Origin of the sequence: Enterobacter sp. 120016 (assembly GCF_018383635.1) — a bacterium.
Taxonomy (GTDB): domain Bacteria; phylum Pseudomonadota; class Gammaproteobacteria; order Enterobacterales; family Enterobacteriaceae; genus Enterobacter; species Enterobacter asburiae_D.
Map to the genome: position 1 here is coordinate 1 of NZ_JAHAWC010000043.1, position 663 is coordinate 663.

Below are 663 nucleotides of genomic sequence, written 5' to 3' on the forward strand. Positions count from 1 at the left end.
CGATGAACGGCGCGAGACCGTGCAGCAGCAGCTGGTCAGCGTGTTTGAGCGTTACGGCCTGCCGGACCGGATGACGATGGACAACGGCTCACCGTGGGGAGACACCACCGGCACCTGGACGGCGCTGGAGCTGTGGCTGATGCGCCACGGTATCCGGGTGGGGCACTCCCGGCCTTATCATCCGCAGACGCAGGGCAAGCTGGAGCGTTTTCACCGCAGCCTGAAGGCGGAAGTACTCCAGGGGAAGTGGTTCGCAGACAGCGGTGAGCTGCAGCGCGCCTTCGACCACTGGCGGACGGTGTACAACCTTGAACGCCCGCACGAGGCGCTGGATATGGCGGTACCGGGCTCGCGGTATCAGCCGTCAGCGCGGCAGTACAGCGGCAACACAACGCCCCCGGAATACGACGAAGGCGTGATGGTCAGGAAGGTGGATATCAGCGGAAAGCTGAGCGTGAAAGGGGTAAGTCTGAAGGCAGGCAAGGCGTTCAGGGGAGAACGGGTCGGGCTGAAGGAGATGCAGGAAGACGGCAGCTACGAGGTGTGGTGGTACAGCACGAAAGTGGGGGTGATCGACCTGAAGAAAAAGTCGATCACCATGGGTAAAGGATGTTAAAAAGTGTTCACCATGTCCCCGAACACCTGTCTACCATGTCCCCGGAC

1 pseudogene is annotated in these 663 nt (G+C 61.5%); it reads left to right on the top strand.

The annotated features are described in order from the left end of the window. Positions 1–616: pseudogene (locus tag KIF87_RS23020) on the top strand (IS481-like element ISEc19 family transposase); the annotation flags it as partial. Between the last annotated feature and the right edge of the window lie 47 nt (positions 617–663).